Source organism: Nocardia sp. NPDC051833 (genome assembly GCF_040681225.1).
In the GTDB taxonomy this organism is placed as follows: Bacteria; Actinomycetota; Actinomycetes; order Mycobacteriales; family Mycobacteriaceae; genus Nocardia.
The window spans coordinates 215,264-233,037 of record NZ_JBFAYK010000001.1 but is presented as its reverse complement, the minus strand read 5'-3'; the positions used below and the strand labels follow the sequence as shown (position 1 = coordinate 233,037).

General features: G+C 70.3%; 15 protein-coding genes. 14 read left to right on the top strand and 1 reads right to left on the bottom strand.

The features are described from left to right. Positions 1-329 precede the first annotated feature (329 nt). The 4 genes from AB0L91_RS01125 (at position 330) to AB0L91_RS01110 (ending at position 6,137) form a co-directional block, all read left to right on the top strand. Positions 330-2,522: a bifunctional SulP family inorganic anion transporter/carbonic anhydrase gene (locus tag AB0L91_RS01125; protein ID WP_357344882.1), complete on the top strand. Its 2,193-nt coding sequence runs from the start codon at positions 330-332 to the stop codon at positions 2,520-2,522. A 246-nt stretch (positions 2,523-2,768) separates the two neighbouring features. Then, a complete protein-coding gene (locus AB0L91_RS01120) occupies positions 2,769-5,003 on the top strand; it encodes a bifunctional SulP family inorganic anion transporter/carbonic anhydrase (protein ID WP_357344884.1) in 2,235 nt (744 codons plus the stop codon). A gap of 31 nt (positions 5,004-5,034) precedes the next feature. Continuing rightward, on the top strand, positions 5,035-5,511 hold the full coding sequence (locus tag AB0L91_RS01115) for a TIGR02611 family protein (protein WP_365006815.1): 477 nt from the start codon (positions 5,035-5,037) through the stop codon (positions 5,509-5,511). Further along, positions 5,508-6,137, top strand: a complete 630-nt coding sequence (locus AB0L91_RS01110; RefSeq protein WP_365006814.1) for a (2Fe-2S)-binding protein — start codon at positions 5,508-5,510, stop codon at positions 6,135-6,137. Before AB0L91_RS01115 ends, AB0L91_RS01110 begins: the two co-directional genes overlap by 4 nt. A 31-nt stretch (positions 6,138-6,168) precedes the next feature. Here the strand turns inward: AB0L91_RS01110 and AB0L91_RS01105 are convergent, their stop codons facing one another. Beyond that, entirely contained in the window at positions 6,169-6,987 is an 819-nt protein-coding gene (locus AB0L91_RS01105; RefSeq protein WP_365006813.1) for an MBL fold metallo-hydrolase, read from the bottom strand. Between the two features lie 108 nt (positions 6,988-7,095). On the opposite strand from AB0L91_RS01105, the gene AB0L91_RS01100 reads away from it, so the two are divergent. The 10 genes from AB0L91_RS01100 (at position 7,096) to AB0L91_RS01055 (ending at position 17,758) form a co-directional block, all read left to right on the top strand. Further along, positions 7,096-7,704: an XRE family transcriptional regulator gene (locus tag AB0L91_RS01100; RefSeq protein ID WP_365006812.1), complete on the top strand. Its 609-nt coding sequence runs from the start codon at positions 7,096-7,098 to the stop codon at positions 7,702-7,704. Between the two features lie 212 nt (positions 7,705-7,916). Further along, complete coding sequence (gene thrS, locus AB0L91_RS01095; RefSeq protein ID WP_365006811.1) at positions 7,917-9,983, top strand: threonine--tRNA ligase; 2,067 nt, start codon at positions 7,917-7,919, stop codon at positions 9,981-9,983. Then, positions 9,980-10,534, top strand: a complete 555-nt coding sequence (locus tag AB0L91_RS01090) for an HIT domain-containing protein (RefSeq protein WP_357344895.1) — start codon at positions 9,980-9,982, stop codon at positions 10,532-10,534. The genes thrS and AB0L91_RS01090 overlap by 4 nt, the downstream gene beginning before the upstream one ends. Before the next feature lie 5 nt (positions 10,535-10,539). Further along, on the top strand, positions 10,540-11,217 hold the full coding sequence (gene pgsA / locus AB0L91_RS01085; protein ID WP_365006810.1) for a phosphatidylinositol phosphate synthase: 678 nt from the start codon (positions 10,540-10,542) through the stop codon (positions 11,215-11,217). Beyond that, the gene (locus tag AB0L91_RS01080; protein WP_357344899.1) at positions 11,214-12,137 is read left to right on the top strand and encodes a phosphatidylinositol mannoside acyltransferase; all 924 of its coding nucleotides are present in this window, start codon (positions 11,214-11,216) and stop codon (positions 12,135-12,137) included. The genes pgsA and AB0L91_RS01080 overlap by 4 nt, the downstream gene beginning before the upstream one ends. After that, a complete protein-coding gene (locus AB0L91_RS01075; RefSeq protein ID WP_355277354.1) occupies positions 12,134-13,258 on the top strand; it encodes a glycosyltransferase family 4 protein in 1,125 nt (374 codons plus the stop codon). Before AB0L91_RS01080 ends, AB0L91_RS01075 begins: the two co-directional genes overlap by 4 nt. Further along, entirely contained in the window at positions 13,258-14,304 is a 1,047-nt protein-coding gene (locus AB0L91_RS01070) for an NUDIX domain-containing protein (protein ID WP_365011130.1), read from the top strand. The genes AB0L91_RS01075 and AB0L91_RS01070 overlap by 1 nt, the downstream gene beginning before the upstream one ends. A gap of 347 nt (positions 14,305-14,651) precedes the next feature. Further along, entirely contained in the window at positions 14,652-15,830 is a 1,179-nt protein-coding gene (locus AB0L91_RS01065) for a Cmx/CmrA family chloramphenicol efflux MFS transporter (RefSeq protein WP_365006809.1), read from the top strand. 150 nt (positions 15,831-15,980) lie between these two features. Beyond that, entirely contained in the window at positions 15,981-16,901 is a 921-nt protein-coding gene (gene pdxS / locus AB0L91_RS01060; RefSeq protein WP_355277352.1) for a pyridoxal 5'-phosphate synthase lyase subunit PdxS, read from the top strand. Positions 16,902-17,023: 122 nt separating this feature from the next. After that, positions 17,024-17,758: a sulfite exporter TauE/SafE family protein gene (locus tag AB0L91_RS01055; protein WP_357344904.1), complete on the top strand. Its 735-nt coding sequence runs from the start codon at positions 17,024-17,026 to the stop codon at positions 17,756-17,758. Positions 17,759-17,774 lie beyond the last annotated feature (16 nt).

Sequence of the window (17,774 nt, the reverse complement as noted above, 5' to 3'; positions counted from 1 at the left end):
AACCCTTTCGTTGTCTGGTCTGCGGAAACGATGTTTCCACCAACCCCGGGCACCGCGCTTCTCGATTCTTGATCGTTCCGGCCGACAGGGGAGCGGACCCCGACGTATTGCATGTGGTGCACGTCACAGTTGAGTCGCGATTCGTCCCATTCGCCTCGAGAACTTTCCATACGCTTGGGTAGTTCTTTACTATTGGCCCGACCCTGTGTCTCGGGTCGAGTCTCTCTTCGAGCAGTGCCGTTCCGCCGCCGTTCGCTCGCAGCTCAGCATCAATTGCCAGTGCATGTTCGACCGATGAACCGGGAGCCGAGCGGCCCCGGCGAAGGAGAATGATGACCGACAATGATCCGGGCCATTCGCTGAAATCTGTTCTTCAGCAAGATCTTCCAGCATCACTCGTGGTGTTTCTCGTCGCCTTGCCGCTCTCCCTCGGGGTGGCGCTCGCCTCCGGCGCCCCCGTCGTCGCCGGACTCATCGCCGCCGCGATCGGCGGCGTGGTCGCCGGGCTGCTCGGCGGCTCGTCGGTCCAGGTGAGCGGGCCGACCGCCAGTCTCGCCGTCGTCGTCGCCGGTGCCGTTCAGCAATTCGGCTGGGCCGCCATGTGTTTCATCACCGTGGGAGCGGGTCTGCTGCAGATCCTGTTCGGGCTCAGCCGCATCGCGCGTGCCGCGCTCGGCATCGCCCCGGTCGTGGTGCACGCCATGCTCGCCGGGATCGGCGTGATCATCGCCCTGCAGCAGGTACACGTGCTGCTCGGCGGGACCACCGTCAGCTCGCCGTGGGCGAGCATCGTGGCACTGCCCAACCAGGTGATGTCGGTGCACAAGGGCGACCTGTTCGTCGGGCTGCTCGTGATCGCCATCCTGATCGGCTGGCAGTACCTGCCGCGCCGCGTCCGGGTGGTCCCCGGTCCGCTGGTCGCGGTGGTCGTGGCGACCGTTGTCTCGCTGATCCTGCCGCTGACGGTGGACCGGGTGCGCCTGGACGGCTCGCTGATCGACGGCATCGGGTTGCCCGCGCTGCCGCACGGTGGCTGGGTGCCGATCGCGCTGACCATGCTCACCGTCGCGCTCATCGCCAGCGTGGAAACCCTGCTCTCGGCCGTCGCCGTCGACAAGATGCGGCCCCAGCAGCGCACCGACTTCGATCGCGAACTACTCGGTCAGGGCGCCGCCAACATGGCCTCCGGCGCGCTCGGCGGCCTGCCGATCGCGGCCGTCATCGTCCGCAGCATCACCAATGCCAACGCGGGCGCCCGCAGCCGGGCCGCCACCGTGCTGCACGGCTGCTGGATCCTGGTCTTCGCGATCGCGCTGGTCGGCCTGGTCCGGCAGATCCCGACCGCCGCGCTGGCCGGGCTGCTGGTGCTGATCGGTGTGCAGCTGGTGAAACTGGCGCACATCAAGCGGGCCCGCCGCACCGGTGACATCTACGTCTACCTGGTCACGGTGGTGGCGGTTGTGTCGCTGAATCTGTTGCAGGGCATGGTGATCGGCCTGATCGCCTCGTTCGCGTTGCTGCTGTGGCGGGTCGTGAAGTTCACCATCGCCGCGGCGCCGCGGACCGACGGCACCTGGCTGGTGCGCATCGACGGCACCTGCACCTTCCTGGCCGTGCCCCGGCTCACCAGTGAACTGGCGAAAGTGCCCGCCGGCGTGGACGTGACGGTGGAGCTGAGCGTCGACTTCCTCGACCACGCCGCCTGCGAGCTGCTCTCCGAGTGGGCCGACGTGCGCGAATCCGGCGGCGGCACGGTCGATTTCGTCGAACTCGGCACCGCGCGGATGGCGCGCGCGCACGACGGGCCGCCCGAGCACGGCCACGCCCGCAAGGCGGTCGACGAGGCGATCCGGCCGTGGCGCCGCAGCGGCGGCGTCGACCCGATCGCGGCCGGCATCGCGGCCTACCACCGCGGGCACGCGCACCTGCTGCGCCCGCACCTGGCGGGGTTGCGGCACCGTCCCGACGCCGACACCTTCTTCCTCACCTGCGCCGATGCCCGCATCGTGCCCAATGTCATCACCAGCAGCGGGCCCGGTGACCTGTTCACCGTCCGCAACGTGGGCAATCTGGTGCCGGTCGGCGGCAGCGACGTCTCGGTGGAAGCGGCGCTGATCTACGCGCTCGACAAGCTGGACGTGCGCGCGGTCGTGGTGTGCGGGCACAGCGGGTGCGGGGCCATGGAAGCGCTGTACGCGCAGGTCCAGGCCGGTCCCGGCCTCGACGATTGGCTCGCGCACGCCGCGCCGACGCTGGCGGCGTTCCACGCGGGGCACCCGGTGGGCGAGGCGGCCCGGCGGGCGGGCTTCGGCCCGGTCGACCAGCTGGGCATGGTGAACGTCGCCCGGCAGGTCCAGACCTTGATGGACTATCCGGCGGTGCGCGACGGGATCGCGGAGCGCGGGGTCGTGGTGTCGGGTCTGTTCTTCGATCTGGCGACCGCGCGGGTCATCGAGGTGACCGCCGACGGGATCGCCGAATTCGACGACAGTCACCGCCGTGTCGCGGCCGAACCGGTGTGAGCGCCCGGGTCCGGTGTGGGTCACACCACACCGGGCCTGCGGTTATGGCGACACCCACTCTTCGTGCGGCACACTGGTTTTGCCAAGTCTTTACCAATACGGTGGTTGGCACCTCACCCCGGTTCGCCGACGTACCGGGGTTCTCGTCGCTTCATCACGGGAAGCTGTTCCGCGGTCGACCGACCGCCCACGACACGTAGATCGTCCATCGACCACGGCCGCGCGCCGCGTCGCCGAAGGAGAACCATGTCTGTCGCGAACGACCTAGCTCCACCCGCCGCATCGGCGGCGCCCACGCCCGAACCCGCGCCGCCGTCCTGGCGGCAGACCCTGCTGCGCCATGATCTGCCTGCCTCGATCGTGGTCTTCCTCGTCGCCCTGCCGCTGTCGCTGGGCATCGCCGTCGCCTCCGGTGCCCCGGTCGCCGCCGGTCTCGTCGCCGCGGTCATCGGTGGCATCGTCGCCGGTGTGCTCGGCGGTTCGGTGCTGCAGGTCAGTGGCCCCGCCGCGGGCCTCACCGTCGTCGTCGCCGAATCCATCGCCCAATTCGGCTGGCGAACCACCTGTTTCATCGTTGTCGCCGCGGGCGTGTTACAGATCCTGTTCGGGCTCAGCCGGATCGCCCGCGCCGCGCTCGCCGTCGCGCCGGTGGTGGTGCACGCGATGCTCGCCGGGATCGGCATCACCATCGCGTTGCAGCAGGTCCACGTGCTGCTCGGTGGTTCCTCGCACAGCACCGCTTGGCGCAATCTGATCGAGCTGCCCGGCCAGCTGCTGTCCCTGCACGGCGGTGACGCGTTCGTCGGCGCCGTCGTGATCGTGGTGATGCTGGGCTGGAAGTACCTGCCGCCGAAGATTCGCGCGGTGCCCGGTCCGCTGGTCGCGGTCGTCGCGGGCACCCTGCTCTCGATGGTGCTGCCCGCCGAAGTGGAGCGGATCGTGTTGAGCGGCTCGCTCTTCGACGCGTTGCAGCTGCCCGAGCTGCCCTCGGGGAACTGGTCGGCGATCGCCATGATGGTGCTCACCATCGCCCTCATCGCGAGCGTCGAGAGCCTGCTCTCCGCCGTGGCGGTGGACAAGATGCACACCGGTCCGCGGACGAATTTCGACCGCGAGCTCGTCGGCCAGGGTTCGGCGAACGTGCTGTCGGGCCTGGTCGGCGGTCTGCCGATCACCGGCGTGATCGTGCGCAGCGCTACCAATGTGCAGGCGGGCGCGCGCAGCCGCGCCTCGACGATCCTGCACGGCTGCTGGATCCTGCTGTTCTCGGTCGCCCTGGTCGGCCTGGTCGAGCAGATCCCGAAGGCCGCGCTGGCCGGGCTGCTCATCGTCATCGGCATCCAGCTGGTGAAGCTGGCCCACATCCGGCTGGCCCGGCGCACCGGCGACCTGCTGGTGTATCTGGTCACCGTGCTCGGCGTGGTGTTCCTGAACCTGCTCGAGGGCGTGATCATCGGTCTCGCACTGGCTTTCGGGCTGCTGCTGTGGCGCGTGGTGCGCGTGCAGGTCGCGGCGACGCCGCTGCCCGTGGGCGAGCGGTGGCTGGTCCGCATCGATGGGTCGTGCACCTTTCTGGCCCTGCCGAAACTGTCCGCCGAGCTCGGCAAGGTGCCCCCGGGCGCCGACGTCACCGTGGAGATGACGGTCGACTTCCTCGACCACGCCGCCTCCGAGGCCATCGAGAGCTGGCAGCACCAGCAGGAAAGCGGCGGCGGCAGTGTCGATTTCGTGGAGATCGGCAGCGCCAGGATGGCCGACACCGTCGGCGCCCCGCCCGCCCGCGGCTTCGGCCGCGCGACCTGGGACGAGCTGCTCGGGCCGTGGCGGCACCAGAAGTCCGGCAGCGACGCGCTGACCGCGGGCGTCTCGGCATTCCACCGCAGTCACGCCCACGTCGTGCGCCCGCACCTGGACGAGCTGCGCGACCGGCAGGACCCGGACTCCTTCTTCCTCACCTGCTCGGACTCGCGGATCGTGCCCAATGTGATCACCTCGAGCGGACCCGGTGACCTGTTCACCGTCCGCAATGTCGGCAATCTCGTGCCGACCACCGGGGACGACTCGGTCGAGGCGGCGCTGGTGTTCGCGCTAGAGGAACTCGCCGTGCGCTCGGTCGTGGTGTGCGGGCACTCCGCCTGCGGCGCCATGAAGGCGGTCTACCGGGGCGCCGAGGCCGACGGCGGGCTGAGCTCGTGGTTGCGGCACGCGGAGGCGAGCCTGGACCGGTTCCGCGCCGACCATCCGGTCGCGGTGGCGGCGCGGGCGGCGGGCTTCGACGAGGTCGACCAGCTCGGGATGGTCAATGTCGCGGTGCAGCTCGAGACGCTGCACCGGCATCCGGCCGTGCGCCGCGCGGTCGCCGAACGCGGGCTGGCGGTGTCGGGATTGTTCTTCGACATCGCGGGCGCCCGGGTGATCGAGGTCACCGCCGAGGGCGTGCGCACCATCGACGATCGGGACGACGCCCCGGTCACGGGGTGATTCCGGCGTCGGCGGCTCGTAGGCTGGAGCGATGACGAGCAAGCCGACCGCCCCGGCCACCGACGCCCCGGCGGATTCCACCGCCGGGGCGTCGGCGGCCGAGCCGGTGTCCGAACACCGCTGGCGCGCCTTCCGGGCGAGCATCGAGCACCGCCCTACCCTGAACGTCGGCTACCGCATCGCCGTCGGCGTGGTCGGTGGGCTGGTGCTGTTGATCGGGATCGTCACGATCCCGTACCCGGGACCCGGCTGGGCGCTGGTGTTCGCGGGCTTCGGCATCCTGGCCACCGAGTTCGTCTGGGCCCACCACACCCTGACCTGGGTGCGCGGCAAGTACCGGATCGTCATGGATTGGTACACCTCACGCGGGTGGACGATCAAGATCCTCGGCGCGGTGGCCACCTTCGCCCTCGTCGTCGCGACGCTGTGGGTGCTCGGCACATTTTCGATGGTCTCAGGGTGGATCGGAGTCGATTGGCCATGGTTGCGCAGTCCCCTGATGTCGTGAGCACCGTCCCCGGACGCCTGCTCACCGATCCCGCGTGGGTCGCGGACCGGATCGGCGAGATGAGCCGTGCGTGGGGCGCCGAGACCCCGCGCGTCGGCGGCACGCTGTGGTGGTGCATGGTCGCCTCCGCGCTCGTCGACCAGATCACCACCGCCTACGCCACGGGCGTCCCGGCCCCGATCGCGGCGCTGGACGAACTCGACTGCGAGATCCGCCCCGACGGGGGCGTCGAGCACGTGCGCTTCCGGTCGCGGGTCGCGCTCGCCTCGCCCGCCGACCGCGCCGCCGCCGCCGAGGCGGTCGGCGCCGCCCTGCGGGAGACCCTGACCGCGGTGATCCTGCAGGTCGCCGCCGTCTCCGGCGCGGGCGTGCCCGCGCTGTGGGCCGTGGTCACCGACGCGATCGGCAATCGCGCGCTCGACGCGGGCGCGCCGGAAGCCGCCACCCGGCTGGCCGGCGAGGTGGGCACGCGCCTGCTCGCCCCGCGCTTCGTCACCGTCGGCGACCGCACCTTCGTCAAACGCCTGTCCTGCTGCCTCGTCTACGAGGTGCCGGGCTGCCAGATGTGCACCAGCTGCCCGAAACGCCCCGCGGCCGAACGCGAGGCCCTGCTGGCCGAGGCGTGATCCAGCAGACGCACGGTGCCGACAGGCTCGATCAGCCGATCGATGGCGCGAGATACTCCAGCGCGTAACCGGCGCCGGAGGGGGTTACGCGGGCAATGCCGGGGGAGTCGAGGTGGGCGCCCGCGACGAAGTGGTCCGGTCGAATCAGCTGTTCGAGCAGGGCTGTTCGTGCGGCGCGGGCCTGGGCCTGGTCGCCGTCGAACTCCCAGGACACGTTCGGCTGATCGAACTGGAGCGTGGGAACGTGCACGGTGTCGCCCCAGACGAGAAGGCGGCCTGCGCCGCTCCTGACGTCGTAGACGGTGTGGCCGGGTGTGTGGCCCGGTGTCGGGATCGCGGTGACCCAGTCGTTGATCGCGACCTGCTCGGTCACAGGGATGACCCGGTCGCGGAGCGGCGCGAGCCGCCCCGTGAACACCGCGGTGTCACCCGCACCGATCCACACCCGTTCCAGTTCGGGGAACGCCTCCGCGCCGTCCGGCGTGATCAGGCCGCTCACGTGGTCTTCGTGGTTGTGGGTGATGGCGGCGTCGGTGACCTGCGCGCGGTCGATTCCCGCCTCGTCGAGTGCGTCGTAGATCAAGCCCATGGTGGGGTCGTGCCAGACGTCGGAGGCGCCGGTGTCGATGAGCACCGACCGGGTGCCGTCGGTGACGAAGAAGGCGTTGACCGACAGCCGCAGGTTGTCGCCGGCCAGCGGCACGGCGGTCGGCAGCACAGGGAGCGGGCGCCCATCCTCGTCGCGGAGCCGGGTCGGTGGCATGTCGATGTACCCGTCGCGCAACGAGATCACGTGTAGGTCACCGAATTCGAACGTGGCATGGTGCCGGCCGGTCGAGATCAAACGCATGGAAGCCTCCGTCGTGGGCGCCGATGCGCCTCTACTTTGGGAGACTAGTTCTCCTATAGAAGAATGTCTACACTGTGGGCGGCGGATACCCAGCAACCGAGGAGCGCGGTGGTCGAGCAAGACGGAGACGTGGCCGAACCACCCCACGGTGACGACCTGGCCGGTGCGTTCGGCGCCAATGTCCGGCGACGTCGTGAGGACGCGGGTCTGACGCTGGAGCAACTGTCCACGCAGTCCTCGGTCAGCCGGGCAATGCTGTCCAAGGTCGAACGCGGCGAGAAGAGTCCGACGATCGGCGTCGCGTCCCGGATCGCCCACGCGCTCGACGCGTCGCTGTCGGACCTGATCGGTGGGGGAGCAGCGACGACATCCGGTGTGGCCGTTGTGCTGCGCAAGCGCGATCGCCCCGTTTTCCGCGACCCCGACACCGGCTTCGAGCGGCACATGGTGTCGGCGGCCCCGGGCGTGGGCGGCGGCGAAATGGTCGCCCACTATCTGCCCGCACAGGTCTCCACCGGCCTGCTGCCCGCGTACCCGCCGGGGAGCGAGAAGCAACTCGTGGTGCTCGACGGCACCCTCACCGTCGCGATCGGCGGCATCATCGAGACGCTGAACGCGGGCGACTCCATCTTCTTCCAGGCCGACGCGGACCACGGTTTCGCCAACCGGACGGACGCTCCCTGCGAATACCTCATGGTCATCTCGCGCAGAACCTGAACGGCGGCGGGACCGGATTTCGCTCTCGCGACCGAGTGCCGCGCGCGGCGGCGACTCGATGCGAACCGCCGGCCGCCCGCGATCCGCGACACGAACACGACTCTGGCCAGAATCGCGGGGAGGCGGAACAGCTAGCATGGTCGCGTTCGCAGGATCGAGCCTGCGCCGTGCGGGACAGCCCCGCCGGACGTGACGTCAAGGAGAGCATTCCCGTGACCACCTCTGCACCGATCAGCCCTGTCGCCCTCGTCCGGGTGCCGGCCGGGACTACCGCGGGCGCGGCGGTGCGGGAAGCGGGGTTGCCGACCAAGGGACCGGACACGATCGTGGTGGTCCGCGACGCCGAGGGCGCGCTCAAGGACCTGTCCTGGACCCCGGACACCGACGTCGAGGTCGAGGCGGTCGCCGCCGACACCGAGGACGGCCGCAGCGTGATCCGGCACTCGGCCGCACACGTGCTGGCCCAGGCGGTGCAGCAGGAGTTCCCCGACGCCAAGCTGGGCATCGGCCCGCCGATCAAGGACGGCTTCTACTACGACTTCCGGGTCGACCGGCCCTTCACCCCCGAGGATCTGGCCAAGCTGGAGTCCCGGATGAAGAAGATCATCAAAGGCTCGCAGCGCTTTTCGCGTCGCGTCGTCGAGATCGACGAGGCCAAGGTGGAACTGGCCAAGGAGCCGTTCAAGCTCGAGCTGATCAGCGACAAGTCCGGCATCGACGATCCGGAGATCATGGAGGTCGGCGGCAACGAGCTGACCATCTACGACAACCTGGACCCGCGCACCGGCGAGAAGATCTGGGGCGACCTGTGCCGCGGCCCGCACATCCCCACCACCAAGTTCATCCCGGCCTTCAAGCTGACCCGCAGTTCGGCCGCCTACTGGCGCGGTGACCAGGACCGCGAGGACCTGCAGCGTATCTACGGCACCGCCTGGGAATCGTCCGAGGCGATGGACGAGTACCTGCACCTGCTGGCCGAGGCCGAGCGGCGCGACCACCGCAAGCTGGGCCTCGAGCTGGACCTGTTCAGCTTCCCCGACGAGCTCGGTTCGGGCCTGCCGGTGTTCCACCCCAAGGGCGGCATCATCCGCAAGGAGATGGAGGAGTACTCGCGGCAGCGCCACATCGACGCGGGCTACGAGTTCGTCAACACCCCGCACATCACCAAGGGACATCTGTTCGAGGTCTCCGGTCACCTCGACTGGTACAAGGACGGCATGTTCCCGGCCATGCACCTCGACGCCGAACTCAACGAGGACGGTTCCGTCCGCAAGCCCGGCCAGGACTACTACGTCAAGCCGATGAACTGCCCGATGCACAACCTGATCTTCCGTTCGCGCGGCCGCTCCTACCGTGAGCTGCCGCTGCGGATGTTCGAGTTCGGCTCGGTGTACCGCTACGAGAAGTCCGGCGTGGTGCACGGCCTGACCCGCGTGCGTGGCATGACCCAGGACGACGCGCACATCTACTGCACCAAGGAGCAGATGCACGCGGAGCTGACCACCACGCTGCAGTTCGTGCTGTCGCTGCTCAAGGACTACGGCCTCGACGACTTCTACCTCGAGCTGTCCACCAAGGACCCGAAGAAGTTCGTCGGCTCCGACGAGCTGTGGGAAGAGGCCACCGAGACCCTGGCCAAGGTCGCCGAGGCCTCGGGCCTGGATCTCGTACCCGATCCGGGCGGCGCCGCGTTCTACGGCCCGAAGATCTCCGTGCAGGCCAAGGACGCGCTGGGCCGCACCTGGCAGATGTCGACCATCCAGCTCGACTTCAACCTGCCCGAGCGGTTCGACCTGGAATACACCTCCTCCGACGGCACCAAGCAGCGTCCGGTGATGATCCACCGCGCGCTGTTCGGTTCGATCGAGCGCTTCTTCGGCGTGCTCACCGAGCACTACGCCGGTGCCTTCCCGGCCTGGCTCGCGCCGGTGCAGGTCGTCGGCATCCCGGTCGCGGAGAACTTCGCCCCGCACCTGGACGCGGTGATCGAGCGGCTGCGGGACGGGGGCGTGCGCGCCCAGGTCGACCGCAGCGACGACCGGATGCAGAAGAAGATCTTCAACCAGACCGCGCAGAAGGTGCCGTTCATGCTGCTGGCGGGCGCGCGCGACGTGGAGGCGGGGGCGGTCAGCTTCCGGTTCCGCGACGGCAGCCAGGTCAACGGCGTGCCGGTCGACGACGCGGTGGCCACCATCCTGAGCTGGATCGCCCGCCGGGAGAACACCTCGCCCACCGCGGACGGGTTCGAGGTCGTCGGCGCGGCGAAGGCGTCCTCATGAGTGAGAGCATCGCCTCGGAGGCCGGGTCGATCGTCGACGCGGGCGCCGGTCAGCCCGACCGGTTGCAGCGGCTGTGGACGCCGTATCGGATGTCCTACATCACCGGCGAGATCAAGCCCAAGGACGCCACCGGGCACCCGTTCACCGACATCCCGAAGATGTCGGACGAGGACGGGTTGATCATCGCGCGTGGCGAACAGGTCTACGCGGTGCTCAACTTGTACCCGTACAACCCAGGGCACATGATGGTGGTGCCGTACCGCCGGGTCGCCGACCTGGAGGATCTGACGCCCGCCGAGAGCGCGGAGCTGATGGCCTTCACGCAGCGGGCCATCCGGGTGATGAAGCGGGTCTCGCGGCCCGCCGGATTCAATGTCGGGCTCAATCTCGGCGGCGTGGCCGGTGGTTCGCTGGCCGACCACCTGCACCAGCACATCGTGCCGCGCTGGGGTGGGGATGCGAACTTCATCACCGTGGTCGGCGGGGTGAAGGTGATGCCTCAGCTGTTGCGCGAGACGCGGCAGCTGCTGGCGGAGGCGTGGGAGGAATAACAACCGTGCTCAGCTTCTTCGGCCGCCAGACGTTTGCGAAAGCGACTGCGCCGCTGGGCAAAGCGCTCGTCGGTACCGGGCTCACCCCGGACGCGATGACACTGATCGGTACCACCGCGACGATCGCGGCCGCGGTGACCCTGTTCCCCACCGGGCACCTGTTCTGGGGCACGATGGTCATCTGGCTGTTCGTCATGTTCGACATGCTGGACGGGGCGATGGCCCGGGCCCGCGGCGGCGGCACGAAGTACGGCGCGGTGCTCGACGCCACCTGCGACCGGGTCGCCGACGGCGCGATCTTCGGCGGTCTGGCCTGGTGGGCGGTGTACCACGAGCAGAGCAAGGAACTGTTCGCGGCGACGCTGATCGTGCTGGTCACCTCGCAGGTGATCTCGTACGCGAAGGCGCGCGCCGAGGCCAGTGGCCTGTCCGCCGACGGCGGGCTGATCGAGCGGCCGGACCGGCTGGTCATCGTGCTGGTCGGCGCCGGGCTCACCGGCATCGGCGGGCACTGGGGCATCGAATGGCTCACCTGGGCCGTCTACGTGGCCATGTGGATCCTGGTGGTGGCCAGCGTGATCACCGTGTTCCAGCGGGTGCTCGCGGTGCGTAACTCGCCGGGCGCGCGGACCGTCATCCCGCCCACCCCGCAGCCCGGCGCGACCGGAGGTGCGGCGTCGTGACCCTCGCCGAGCGGGTGAGTGACCTGGGCTATGCCGCCGGGTGGCGCGTGGTGCGGTCGGCGCCGGAACCCCTGGTGCGCAAGGTGTTCGACCTCGGCGCCGATCGGGCGGTGAAGAACGGCGGACCGGAGCAGTTGCGGCGCAACCTCGCCCGCGTGCTCGGCGTACGTCCCGACGAGGTGCCCGCTGACCTGATGCGCGCGAGCATGCGCTCCTACGCCAGGTATTGGCGCGAGGCGTTCCGGCTGCCCAGCATGGACCACAGCACCATCGACTATTACGTCGACGGCCTGGAACACCTCGACGCGGCCCTGGAGCGGGGCCGCGGCGTCATCTTCGTGCTGCCGCACTCGGGCAACTGGGATATGGCCGGGGTGTGGCTGGTGCAGCACTACGACACCTTCACCACGGTAGCCGAACGGTTGAAGCCGGAGTCGCTGTTCGAGCGCTTCGTCGCCTATCGGGAGAGCCTGGGCTTCGAGGTGTTCCCGCTGACCGGTGGTGAGCAGCCGCCGTTCGGGCAGCTCGCGGACCGGCTGCGGCAGAACCGGATCGTCTGCCTGATGGGCGAGCGCGACCTCACCGGCAAGGGTGTGCCGGTCGACTTCTTCGGCGAGCGCACCTGGATGCCCGCCGGCGCCGCCAAGCTGGCCATCGAGACCGGCGCCGCGCTGATGCCGGTGCACGGGTGGTTCACCGTCGAGGCCGACGGCACCGAGAACTGGGGACTGAAAACCGAAGCGCCACTGGATGTCTCCGTGGGCGTCGCGGCCGCCACCCAGGCGCTGGCCGACCGGTTCGCGGCCAATATCGCCGAGCATCCGGCCGACTGGCACATGCTGCAACCGCTGTGGGAAGCCGATCTGTCGCCCGAGCGACGGGCACGCATCGCCGCCGCGCAGACAGGGGGAGCGCGGTGAAGATCGGCATGGTGTGCCCGTACTCGTTCGACGTTCCCGGCGGGGTGCAGGCCCATGTGGTCGAGCTGGCCCGGGTCTTCCTCGAACGTGGGCACAAGGTGAGCGTGCTCGCGCCCGCCTCCGACGACACCCCGCTGCCCGATTTCGTGGTGTCGGCGGGCCGCGCGGTGGCGATTCCGTACAACGGGTCGGTGGCGCGGCTGTCGTTCGGGCCGATGGCCTACACCCGGATCCGGCGCTGGATCGACAGCAACGACTTCGACGTGCTGCACATCCACGAGCCCAACGCACCGAGTCTGTCGATGCTCGCGCTCAAGATCGCCGAGGGCCCGATCGTCGCGACCTTCCACACCTCGACCACGAAATCGCTGGTACTGAGCACTTTTCAGGGCGTGCTGCGGCCGTACCACGAGAAGATCAACGGCCGCATCGCCGTCTCCGAGCTGGCCAGGCGCTGGCAGGTCGAGGCGCTCGGCTCGGACGCGGTGGAGATCCCCAACGGTGTCGACGTCTCGGCGTTCGCCCGCGGCCCGCTGCTCGACGGCTATCCGCGCGCGGGTGCGACGGTGCTGTTCCTCGGCCGCTTCGACGAGCCGCGCAAGGGCATGGACGTGCTGCTCGGCGCGCTGCCCACCCTGATCGACCGGCATCCCGACGTGCAGATCCTCATCGTCGGGCGCGGCGACGAGGACCGGCTGCGCCGCGAGGCGGGCGAGCACGCCGGGCACCTGCGCTTCCTCGGCCAGGTCTCCGACGCGGAGAAGGCCGCGGCGATGCGCAGTGCCGATGTCTACGTCGCGCCGAATCTGGGCGGGGAGAGCTTCGGCATCATCCTGATCGAGGCGATGGCCGCGGGCACCCCGGTGGTGGCCAGTGAGCTCGACGCCTTCCGCCGGGTGCTGCGCGACGGGACCGCGGGCCTGCTCACCCCCGTCGGTGACTCGGCCGCCCTGGCCACCGCGATCGACACCGTCCTCACCGACGACGAGACCAGGCAGCGACTGGTGCGCACGGCGACCCAGGTGGTCGCCGCCTACGACTGGCCGGTGGTGGCCGAGCAGATCCTGCGGGTCTACGAGACCGTCACCGTCGGCGATCTCCGCGTGCGGGCCGCCGGATGATCACCTTCTCCGCGACCTCGGTCCTCGTTCTCGGGCTGATCGCCGTCCTCGTCCTCGCGCTCGGTGTCTGGGCGTACTCCACGGCCAACCGGCTCGACCGGCTGCACGTGCGCTCGGATCAGTCCTGGCAGGCGCTCGACGCGGCGCTGGCCCGGCGCGCGGTGGTGGCGCGCGCGGTGGCGATGGCGATCGCCGGGCCGGTGAGCACCGACTCGCGGCGCGGTGAGCGGGCCGCCCAGCTCGCCGCCCTGGCCGATCGCGCGGAGCGGGCCGATCGCGGTGACCGCGAGACCGTCGAGAACCAGCTCTCCGGCGCGCTGAGCCTGGTCGACATCGACCAGCTGCGGCCGCAGCTGGTCGCCGAGCTCGCCGACGCCGAGGCGCGCGTGCTGATCGCGCGCCGTTTCCACAACGACGCCGTCCGCGACACCCTCGCGCTGCGCACCCGGCGGCCGGTGCGCGTGCTGCACCTGGGCGGTACCGCGCCGCTGCCGCACTACTTCGAGATCACCGAGCGGGCCACGCCCGCCGCGGCGACCGGCCTGGACGTGAACACCACCCGCACCTCCGCCCGGGTGGTCCTGCTCGACGAGCAGGACCGGGTGCTGCTGCTGCGCGGCCACGATCCGATGCTGCCCGAGGTGGCGTTCTGGTTCACCGTCGGCGGCGGGGTCGAACCGGGGGAGAGCCTGCGCGACGCCGCGGTGCGCGAGCTGTACGAGGAGACCGGCCAGCGGGTCGATCCGGCCGCGCTGCGCGGTCCGCTGTGGCGCCGGGTCGCGGTGTTCCCGTTCAACGGTGAGCTGATCCGCTCCGAGGAACTGTTCTTCACGCTGCGTGCCCCGAGCTTCGAATGGCGGCCCGCGGCCCTGAACGCGCTCGAGCGCCGCACCATCACCGACCACCGCTGGTGCACCCCCGCCGACATCCGCGCCCTCGACGATCAGGGCGAGGCGGTCTACCCCTACCACCTCGACGAACTCCTCACCGAGGCCGCCGCGGTGGCCTCGGACGACACCGAACACGTCGTACGCTCGATCCGCTGACCCGATCGGGCGTCCCGGAGCGAGGCGACCGGTGCGGATCCGCTCGCGATGGCCGGAGCGTGTGCTCGTGCAGACCAGCGCGGCCCGCAAAACAACTGGCGCGGACGATGTCCCTGCGCATACGGTGGGCGGGTGAATTCTCCGGAGGCGTCCAGAAGGTAGCCGTCCGGCCCTCGGGCCGGATGGCGTCGCGTGAACGAGCTCCCTCGGTCCGATGACCGGGGTGAGGTGTCGTTTCGCGATGCCGGATGATCCTCGATTCCTCGCGGCGGGCCGTGCTCCGCCCGTGCCGCGTCCGCTCGGACACCGCGCGTGCGGTGTCCCGATCTCCGGAGAGTTGATCAACCATGCCCATCGGGGTTTTCGTGCTCGCTGTCGCGGTATTCGCGCAGGGCACATCGGAATTCATGATGTCGGGGCTGCTGGCGCGGACCGCCACCGACCTCGGCGTCTCGCTCGGGACCGTCGGCTTGCTGACCGCGGTGTACGCGGTCGGCATGGTGCTCGGCGCGCCGACGATGGCCCTCACCGCGGGCCGGTGGCCGCTGCGACGTTCGGCGACAACGTTTCTCGCGGTGTTCTGCCTCGCGCACGTCGTCGGCGCGCTGGCCGGCGACATCCCGGTGCTGGTCGCGACACGGGTCGTCGCCGCGGTCGCCAACGCCGGATTCCTGGCGATCGTGCTGGCCGCGCTGCCGACGCTGGTCGGGCCCGCGCTGATCGGGCGGGCGACCTCCGTGGTCGTGTCGGGCGTGACGGTGGCCTGCGTCGCCGGGGTTCCGGCGGGCACCGTGCTCGGTCAGCTGTGGGGGTGGCGTTCGGCCTTCTGGGCGGTCGCGCTGGTGAGCGCGGTGGTGCTCGTCCCGGTGGCGCTGCTGCTGCCGCGGGCCGCCGACGCCACCGCCGGCACCTCGGTCCGAGCCGAGTGGGCGGTCCGCAGCGTGCGTCCGGTGCGGGTCGCGGTGGCCGCCGGGATCCTGGTCAACGCCGCGACCTTCGCGGGGTTCACCTACCTCGGCACCATCACCGCCGCGGTCGCCGGGACGGACAGCGGCTGGGTGCCCGCGGCCCTGGCGGTGTTCGGTCTCGGCTCGTTCGCCGGGGTGACCCTCACCGGCCGGTTCAGCGACCGGTTCGGCCCGTCGATCATCACCGTCGGCACCGCCGGACTCGTCGCGGTCTGGGCGCTCGCGGCCCTGACCGCGCGGACGACGGCGGGCGTCGCGGTCATGACGTTCGTCACCGGCGCTGCCGCGTTCGGCGTCGGGTCGGCGTTGATCGCGACCATCGTGCGGACCGCGGCGAGCACCGCGCCACGCCTCGCGGGCGCGCTGGCGACCACCGCGCTGAACATCGGCGCGATCCTGGGCCCGGTGGCCGCCGGGGTGGTGGTCGATCGGGTGGGCGACCCGGTCGCGGCGCTGTGGTGCGGCGCCGCGGCGGCCGCGGGCGCGGCGCTGATCGTGCTCGCCGACCGGTTCGGGCGCCGCCCGGCGCCGACCGTGGAAACGGCCGACGCGTGCTGAGCGGCGGGCCACCGGAGCAGGCCAGCGACGGGTGGCGACGGCATCGCCGCTGGTCGCGGCAAGGCCAGTGGACCTCAACTGGCTATGAAGGCCGAATTAGGACGGTTCTAGAATCGACGGTGTCCATACCGAGCGACCTGATTGGCGCACATGACACAGGAGACAGCCGTGACTACGCCTGAGACCACCACCACCGTCGGCACCGCCCGCGTGAAGCGCGGCATGGCCGAGATGCTCAAGGGCGGCGTGATCATGGACGTGGTCACCCCGGACCAGGCCAAGATCGCCGAAGACGCCGGCGCGGTGGCCGTCATGGCGCTCGAGCGGGTCCCGGCCGACATCCGCGCCCAGGGTGGCGTCTCCCGGATGAGCGACCCGGACATGATCGACGGCATCATCTCCGCCGTGTCCATCCCGGTGATGGCCAAGGCCCGCATCGGCCACTTCGTGGAGGCGCAGATCCTGCAGAGCCTCGGCGTCGACTACATCGACGAGTCCGAGGTGCTCACCCCCGCCGACTACGCCAACCACATCGACAAGTGGAACTTCACCGTCCCCTTCGTCTGTGGCGCCACCAACCTGGGTGAGGCCCTGCGCCGCATCACCGAGGGCGCGGCCATGATCCGCTCCAAGGGCGAGGCGGGCACCGGCGACGTGTCCAACGCGACCACCCACATGCGCACCATCCGCGCCGAGATCCGCCGCCTGACCTCGCTGTCCGAGGACGAGCTGTTCGTCGCCGCCAAGGAACTGCAGGCCCCGTACGAGCTGGTCCGCGAGGTCGCCCAGACCGGCAAGCTGCCGGTCGTCATGTTCACCGCCGGTGGCATCGCCACCCCGGCCGACGCCGCGATGATGATGCAGCTCGGCGCCGAGGGCGTGTTCGTCGGCTCCGGCATCTTCAAGTCGGGCAACCCCGAGCAGCGCGCCGCCGCCATCGTGAAGGCCACCACCTTCTACGACGACCCGGACGTGCTGGCCAAGGTCTCCCGCGGCCTGGGCGAGGCTATGGTCGGCATCAACGTCGAGGAGATCCCGCAGCCGCACCGCCTCGCCGAGCGCGGCTGGTGAACTGAGGCCGATCCGGCCTCGAAATCTTCGGTACCGGCGGGCGTCGTGCGCGAGCACGGCGCCCGCCGTCGTCGGCCTGAGGCCCGAAGTGCTGCCGTGTGGACATACCGTACAGTCGGTCCGTGACCGCGCTCGACTTCTTCTTGCTGGTCGTCGCGGGATTCTTCACCGGTCTGGTGGGGTTCGTCACCGGGATGGCCTCGATCGTCTCCTACCCGGCCCTGCTGGCCGCCGGGCTGCCGCCCGTCGCCGCCAATGTCACCAACACGGTCGCGATGGTGGCCGTCGGGGTCGGGGCGACGGCCAATTCCGGGCGCGAACTCGTCGATCGTGGACCGACCCTGGTGCGCTGGGCGGTGCTCTCGGCGATCGGCGGGCTGCTGGGCGCGCTGGCCTTGCTGGTGGCACCCGACGGCGCGTTCGAGGTGGTGGTGCCGTTCCTGGTCGCGATCGCCTCGATCGCCCTGCTGGTGCAGCCGCTGGTGCGCCGTCACGTCGGTGAGCTGAGCGCGCCCTGGATCGTGCCGCTCGGGATTCTGTTGATCTCCACCTACGGCGGCTATTTCGGCGCGGGCGCCGGGGTCATCTATCTGTCGATGATGCTGCTGTGCACCTCCGAATCGCTCTGGAGCGCTTCGGTTCTGAAGAGTTTCCTGCTCGGCATCGCCAATCTGGTCGCCGCCGTCGGTTTCGCCGCCTTCGGCCCGGTGCACTGGGGCGCGGCGCTCGCGCTGGCGCTGGGTGCGCTCGCGGGCGGCTGGTGCGGTCCGCCGGTGGTGAAGGTGATCCCGCCGACGCTGCTGCGGGTGACCGTCGGCGTTCTCGGCCTGGGTCTGGCCGTCTACCTGGCCCGCTGACGTCGGTAGGGTCGCG

Bases quoted from the DNA above. Each gene is read 5' to 3' on its own strand.
- AB0L91_RS01115 (WP_365006815.1), top strand. From the start codon at position 5,035: ATGACGAGCAAGCCGACCGCCCCGGCCACCGACGCCCCGGCGGATTCC.
- pdxS (WP_355277352.1), top strand. From the start codon at position 15,981: ATGACACAGGAGACAGCCGTGACTACGCCTGAGACCACCACCACCGTC.
- AB0L91_RS01065 (WP_365006809.1), top strand. From the start codon at position 14,652: ATGCCCATCGGGGTTTTCGTGCTCGCTGTCGCGGTATTCGCGCAGGGC.
- AB0L91_RS01125 (WP_357344882.1), top strand. From the start codon at position 330: ATGATGACCGACAATGATCCGGGCCATTCGCTGAAATCTGTTCTTCAG.
- AB0L91_RS01120 (WP_357344884.1), top strand. From the start codon at position 2,769: ATGTCTGTCGCGAACGACCTAGCTCCACCCGCCGCATCGGCGGCGCCC.
- AB0L91_RS01090 (WP_357344895.1), top strand. From the start codon at position 9,980: ATGAGTGAGAGCATCGCCTCGGAGGCCGGGTCGATCGTCGACGCGGGC.
- AB0L91_RS01105 (WP_365006813.1), bottom strand. From the start codon at position 6,987: ATGCGTTTGATCTCGACCGGCCGGCACCATGCCACGTTCGAATTCGGT.